The following is a 285-nucleotide window of genomic DNA, read 5'->3' as shown; positions in this document are numbered from 1 at the left end:
GCCCTGACCATCGAAACGGTGGCGGGTGACAACACCGTCAACGCCAGCGAATCCCGTATGCCAACGCTCATCAGCGGAGAGGTATCCGGTGATGCACATGCAGGCGACCATGTGGTGGTCAGCGTTAACGGCCAGAACTTCTACGGCACGGTGACCGATGAAAACGGCCAGCTGCGTTACGAAGTACCGGTGCCGACGGCGACCCTGAACGAAGGCAGCAACGATGTGCAGGTGATGATCACCGGCACTGACAATGCCGGTAACGCCACCACGGCAATTGAGCAC

At 59.6% G+C, this 285-nt stretch carries 1 protein-coding gene; it reads left to right on the top strand.

Annotation, left to right across the window (positions count from 1 at the left end; genetic code table 11):
• On the top strand, positions 1-285 hold a 285-nt coding region (locus M975_RS22080; protein ID WP_157093436.1), incomplete at both ends, for an Ig-like domain-containing protein.

This window comes from Buttiauxella brennerae ATCC 51605 (genome assembly GCF_001654925.1).
Taxonomy (GTDB): Bacteria; Pseudomonadota; Gammaproteobacteria; order Enterobacterales; family Enterobacteriaceae; genus Buttiauxella; species Buttiauxella brennerae.
This window is presented reverse-complemented; position numbering and strand designations above follow the sequence as displayed.